The 5,814-nt window shown below is 64.7% G+C and carries 7 protein-coding genes; 3 read left to right on the forward strand and 4 right to left on the reverse strand.

Going from position 1 to position 5,814, the window contains the following annotated elements:
- On the forward strand, positions 1 to 435 hold a 435-nt coding region (locus AAFP05_RS05435; protein WP_341728837.1), incomplete at its 5' end, for a MarR family transcriptional regulator.
- Positions 432 to 1,748, forward strand: a complete 1,317-nt coding sequence (locus AAFP05_RS05440; protein WP_341728838.1) for an MFS transporter — start codon at positions 432 to 434, stop codon at positions 1,746 to 1,748. The genes AAFP05_RS05435 and AAFP05_RS05440, both read left to right, overlap by 4 nt.
- Here the strand turns inward: AAFP05_RS05440 and AAFP05_RS05445 are convergent.
- The 4 genes from AAFP05_RS05445 to AAFP05_RS05460 form a co-directional block, all read right to left on the reverse strand.
- Positions 1,705 to 2,580 (reverse strand): oxidoreductase, encoded by an 876-nt coding sequence (locus tag AAFP05_RS05445; protein WP_341728839.1) that lies wholly within the window; start codon positions 2,578 to 2,580, stop codon positions 1,705 to 1,707. The two genes, AAFP05_RS05440 and AAFP05_RS05445, sit on opposite strands and share 44 nt — an antisense overlap.
- A 125-nt stretch (positions 2,581 to 2,705) precedes the next feature.
- Positions 2,706 to 3,341, reverse strand: a complete 636-nt coding sequence (locus AAFP05_RS05450) for an ABC-2 transporter permease (RefSeq protein ID WP_341728840.1) — start codon at positions 3,339 to 3,341, stop codon at positions 2,706 to 2,708.
- A 4-nt stretch (positions 3,342 to 3,345) separates the two neighbouring features.
- On the reverse strand, positions 3,346 to 4,158 hold the full coding sequence (locus AAFP05_RS05455; RefSeq protein ID WP_341728841.1) for an ABC transporter ATP-binding protein: 813 nt from the start codon (positions 4,156 to 4,158) through the stop codon (positions 3,346 to 3,348).
- Entirely contained in the window at positions 4,151 to 4,546 is a 396-nt protein-coding gene (locus AAFP05_RS05460) for a GntR family transcriptional regulator (RefSeq protein ID WP_341728842.1), read from the reverse strand. Before AAFP05_RS05460 ends, AAFP05_RS05455 begins: the two co-directional genes overlap by 8 nt.
- Positions 4,547 to 4,924: 378 nt before the next feature.
- Here AAFP05_RS05460 and AAFP05_RS05465 point away from each other — a divergent pair, with 378 nt between their 5' ends.
- Positions 4,925 to 5,812 (forward strand): fructose bisphosphate aldolase, encoded by an 888-nt coding sequence (locus AAFP05_RS05465; protein ID WP_341728843.1) that lies wholly within the window; start codon positions 4,925 to 4,927, stop codon positions 5,810 to 5,812.
- Positions 5,813 to 5,814 lie beyond the last annotated feature (2 nt).

A 5,814-nucleotide genomic window follows, 5' to 3' on the forward strand; every position in this document is an offset into this window, starting at 1 on the left:
GACGAGGCAGACACTCAAACAGAGCCGCATGACCTGGCGGACGAACTCAGAGTGGCCGTGCTGCGGCTGGCACGGCGCATCCGGACCGAGACCGATGCCGAACTGAGCAACAGCCAGTACAGCGTGCTGGCATACCTCGTCCGCGAGGGGCCGGGCACGCTCTCGGAACTCAGCGAATTCGAGCGGGTCAAGCCACCATCGATGAACAGGACCGTCAACAACCTGGTGGCAGCCGGATATGTGAACCGGACGACATCGGACGAGGACCGGCGCAAGGTGTGGTTCGCCGCAACCGAGCAAGGCCATCAGGTCGTCTTGCGCACCCGCGCCCGCCGCGACAGCTGGCTGGACGAACGACTCGGCGAGTTGTCACCGCACGCGCGCAAGCAGCTGGCGACCGCAGCCGGCATCTTGGCGAAGCTGGCCGAATCATGAGCGCCATCTCGGCCACCTTCCGCTCGTTGTCGGTGCCGAACTACCGGATCTGGTTCGCCGGAGCACTGGTCTCGAACACCGGAACCTGGATGCAGCGCACTGCCCAGGATTGGATCGTCCTCACCCAACTATCCAATGACAGCGCCATCGCCATGGGCGTGGTGATGGCCTTGCAGTTCGGGCCGCAGGTGCTGTTGTTACCGGTGACCGGGCTGGCCGCCGATCGTTTCGACAGGCGCAAGCTGCTGATGACGACGCAGGCGGCTCAGGGGCTGCTGGCCCTCGGGTTAGGGTTGCTCACGCTGGCCGGCATCGTCCAGCTCTGGCACGTCTACCTCTTCGCCCTGCTCCTCGGCGTGGCTTCCGCATTCGATGCGCCGGCCCGCCAGACCTTCGTGGGTGACCTGGTCGGTGCCGATCTGCTCGGCAACGCCGTTGCGCTCAACTCCGCGTCGTTCAACTCGGCGCGCCTGATCGGACCTGCGGTCTCGGGCATCCTGATGGCGATCGTCGGTGCCGGCTGGGTCTTCGTCATCAACGCGGTGACCTTCATCGCCGTGCTCTTCTCGCTGAGTCAGATGAAGGTCGAACTGCTGCGCAGGCAGGGAGAACCCGCCGGCCGACGTCCCGACGACTCCTCCGCCGAGACCGGCGGCCTGATCGGTGGCTTCCGGTACCTCGCCTCGCGGCGCGATCTGGTCGCGATCATGACGATGATCTTCCTGGTGGGTACCTTCGGCCTGAACTTCCCGATCTTCACCGCGACCATGGCGAACACGGTCTTTCACAAGGGGGCGGGCGAGTATGGCCTGCTCACCTCGATGATGGCCGTGGGATCGCTGGCCGGCGCACTGCTCTCGGCTCAGCGCGACAAGCCGCGCCGCCAGTTGCTGATCATCGCCGGCGCCGCCTTCGGCCTGGGCTGCCTGGTGGCCGCATTGTCGCCGGGATACATCTTCTATGGCGTCATGCTGGCATTCGTCGGCGCCGCGACCCAGACGTTCACGACAACCGCCAACGGCATCGTCCAGATGACCAGCGATCCCGCGGTTCGCGGGCGGGTGATGGCCATCTACATGGCGATCTTCCAGGGCGGCACAGTGATCGGAGCCCCCATCGTCGGATGGGTGGCCGACGCCTTCGGTCCGCGCTGGGCAGTCGGGGTTGGTTCGGCCGCCGGATTCGCCGCTGCCGGCCTCGGGCTGGCGTACCTCCTGCACGGCCGGCACCGGACGGACTCCCACCCCGCCGAGTGCGCCCCCGGACAGGTCAGTCGCTGCTCGCCGCGAGCAGCGGAACCAGCACATCGCTGATCGGCGTCGGGATGCCGTGAGCCTGGCCACGGCGCTGCATCACGCCGTTGCGGATACTCCATTCGAGCGGCCGACCGGCTTCACGGTCGGCGAGGATGGAGCTGCCCATGTCGGCTGGTGCGGTTTGGAGGCTGTCGAGGATCTGCTGCGGCACCTCGTCGGCCAGTACGGCTCCCTCGGCTCGCGCCACCGCCAGACACTCACGTAGATACGCCAGCGCCAATCCGGCGATATCCGGCCGGACGAACATGCCGGCGCGGCGGCCGGTCAGGACCATCAGCCCACCTACCGCATTGGCCAGCAGCTTGCGCCACGCCAGGGACGAGAAGTCAGCGGCAGTTTCGGCAGCGCACCACGTGTCGCGCAAGGCGTCCAGAACCACACGCGATTCCGGCCTGTCGGGCAGTGTGAGCGATGCCTCATCGCGTAGCCAGATCGATCCATCCGGCTGCGGTTCGGACGGGAACCAGACGACCGCCGGGATGACACTGGCGGCCCCGGCCAAGGGCCGGACGATCTCTTCCTGCTCCACACCGTTCTGCAAGACGCAGACGACGGTGCCCGCACCGCACAGCGCCTTGAGCCAGGGCGCCGCCCCGGCGACCTGGGTTGCCTTGACCGCGAGGAAGACCAGATCGACCGGCCCATCGATCTGTGCCGGGTCGGTCTGCACCGGCCCCGGCACCACGATGCGGCCGTGCGCGGATTGCAGTTCGAGACGATCTCGCGCCGTGCGTCCGAAGATCGCGGGGACAAGGCCGGCGTCATACAGCGCCGCGGCGATGGTCGTCCCTATCGCGCCCGGCCCCACAACTGCGATGGTTGGCTTCATCGTCATCTCCCTCGATGGATCTCACGCCGACCCCAGATACGTGGTCGAGCAGCAGCATCTAGTCTCCTCACATGACCGGCGAAACCGCAAGACCGGCCATCGCTGGCCCACGCGGATTTCGGTCGTCACAGATCCCGACTCTCGAACCACCTCGTGCTGAGCACGTAACTCACGACCAAGAGTGCCAGGATCACAGTCACCGCGATTCCTGCACTCAGGGCCGGGGCCTTGAGCACCAAGACAAGGACGGCCCGCTTCGGGTCGTCCGGAAGCATCATGACGAAACCGGCAACGACGAAGACGATCGCGAGCGGGAGCATCTGGGCGAACGCGGGAGCGACCGGACCCAGCCCACCCCTGCTCGACAAGGGCCCGATAACGATCAGGTGCAGCAGCGGCATGGCAGCGAGTAACGCGCCAGCGCCGGCGCGCTCGGCGGCGGTTGCGCCCGAGAGCGCCACCGGTACGAGAAGGCCAGCCGCGACGGCGACGAGCAGAGCCATGGCGTATCGTGCCGCGATCACCTGGTGCCGAGTGACCGGCAGAGTGCCCGCGAGCGTGTTCGCGCGGCTACCCGCCGCATCGAAGGGGAAGATGCGTGTGACCAGCGCGATCGCCGTCATCGCGATGAAGGCCACACCGACGGTCCCCTGCCCTCCCGCGAAGAGGATCACCGGTCCGAGCCCGAAGGCCAGCATCACGGCGACCAGCGGCAGCATCACGAACAGACGCCGGGTCTCCAGGTTCATGAGTGCGAGCATGATGTCAGCGTCCTTTCGCGATTCGGACGACGATGTCGTCCAGGGAAGGTATTTCGGTCACTGCGTCGCCGGGGACCTCTGCGATCAGACCGGCCGGCACCAGCCCATCCCATCCGGCCGCGTGGGTTCTCAGCCCGTATGCCGCAGCGGCCAGCCGATCGTTGGGTGGCAAGCGGCCGCCATGCACCATGCGGTATGAGTCGATCAGGGCCGATAGCTCGGCATACTCCACCAGTTGGCCCTTGTCGATGACGGCGACATAGTCGGCGATGCGCTCGATGTCGCTGGTGATGTGCGAGCTGAACAGCACGGTGCGATGTTCGTCCATCATGAAATCTCCGATGATCTCAGTCAGTTCGTCTCGGGAGAGCGGATCCAAACCTGAGGTCGGCTCGTCCAACACCAAGAACCTGGCGTCGTGGGCGAAAGCCGCAGCGATCTGGAGCTTCATTCCCATGCCTCTGGACAGCTGCTTGATCTTGCGGTCGGTGGGCACATCGAAGCGGGCGATCAATTCGCCGAAGATCGCATCCGACCACCTGGGATAGAACCGACGCAGCACCTTCGCGACGGTCGATACCCGCCATTCGGCGTCATAGCTGGGCACATCCAGCACGACTCCGATATCGGTCTTGTCGGGACAGTTCACGACGCCCGAATCGGGGTGGATCATTCCGAGCAGCACCTTGATCGCAGTCGTCTTTCCTGCGCCGTTCGCACCGATGAAGCCTGTCACGAAGCCTTCCTCGATGGTCAAATCGAGCGGCCCCAGGACGAATCCCGGATAGTGCTTGGTGACCTCACGTAACTCAATCATTCTCAGTTCCTTCCCCAAGCGCGAGATCGAGCAGACGGTGAAGCTCGGCGGCCTCCAGGCCGGCCTGAGCGGCAGCATCTACGGCATCGGCAAGATGGCCCTCGACTTGCCGGAGCAGATGCTCACGGATCAGCTCGGTATCCTTCGGTTGCACGTAACTGCCCTTGCCGGGGACGTTGGCGAGATAGCCGAGCTGAGCCAGTTCGTTGTAGGCGCGAGTTGTCGTGATGACGCTGATGCGCAGATCCCTCGCGAGACCCCGGATCGACGGCAGCATCTCGCCCTCGGCCAGCTCGCCATTAAGGATGGCCGTGCGTGTTTGATCGACGATCTGCTGGTAGATCGGTACGCCCGACCCATTCGAGAGCACCACATGAAGCGGCATCATCCCTCCGTCCTTACTGTGTATATCCGACTATATACGGTAAGGACGGGTTGTGCACCTTTTCGAGGTGCCTTCGAGCCCCGATCGCAGGTCCGAGGATTATCGAGTTCAGTTTGGTCGCTATAGGTGACCAAACTGAACTCGATAAATCGGCGGCGGCGTCCGGACGTCTCCGCACGAGGCGTTACGCCGGGTGGTTCTTGGGCGTGCCAGCCGACGCGATGGCGCACCCGCAGGCGACCCCGAGCATAACGGCGAAGGGCATACCAGGCGCCGGTTCCAGTACGCAGTTCCAGTACGCAGTTCCGCCATCCGGCTGCGAATCATTCTCAGAGGCGTAAAGTGAAAGGGACACATCGGCATGCGTTCCGAGGAGGTCACATGAACAACGAACAAGCCGAGCGAATGAAGTCCGGACGCGGTTTTATCGCGGCGCTGGATCAAAGCGGTGGCAGCACACCGAAGGCGCTCCGGCTCTATGGAATCGACAAAGACAGCTACAGCGGCGACGACGAGATGTTCGATCTCGTCCACGCCATGAGGGAACGAATCGTCACCAGTCCCGCATTCAGTGGCGACCATATTCTCGGCGCGATCCTCTTCGAACAGACCATGGGGCGTCAGTTCGCCGGACAGCCCGCACCCGACTACCTGTGGCAGACCAAGCACGTCGTCCCCTTCCTCAAGATCGACAAGGGCCTGGCCGCCGAGGCCGACGGCGTCCAGTTGATGAAGCCAAACCCTGGTTTGGACGATCTGCTGGCCCGCGCCAACAGCGCCCATATCTTCGGGACGAAGATGCGCTCGGTCATCCAGACCGCCAACCCTGAAGGGATCGCGCAGATCGTGGCGCAGCAATTTGAGGCGGCCCGGCAGATCACCGAAGCCGGCCTGGTTCCCATCATCGAACCCGAGATCACGATCTCCGCGCCCGACAAGCAGGCCAGTGAGCGCATTCTGCTCGACGAGATCACCAAGGGACTGGACGCAGACCCGTTCCCGCTGCCGGTGATGTTCAAGCTGAGCATTCCGACGGTGGACGACTTCTACGCGCCGCTCATCGCGAACCCCGCAGTGCTGCGCGTGGTCGCCCTGTCCGGCGGATACAGCCGCGCCGAGGCCAACGAGCGACTGGCCCGCAACCACGGGCTTATCGCCAGCTTCTCGCGCGCCTTGTCCGAGGGTCTCTCCGCGTCGCAGACCGACGAGGAGTTCAACTCGATGCTGGCCGCATCGATCGAGTCGATCTACCAGGCCTCCCTCACCTAAGG

The organism is Brooklawnia sp. (assembly GCF_032229645.1).
In the GTDB taxonomy this organism is placed as follows: domain Bacteria; phylum Actinomycetota; class Actinomycetes; order Propionibacteriales; family Propionibacteriaceae; genus Brooklawnia.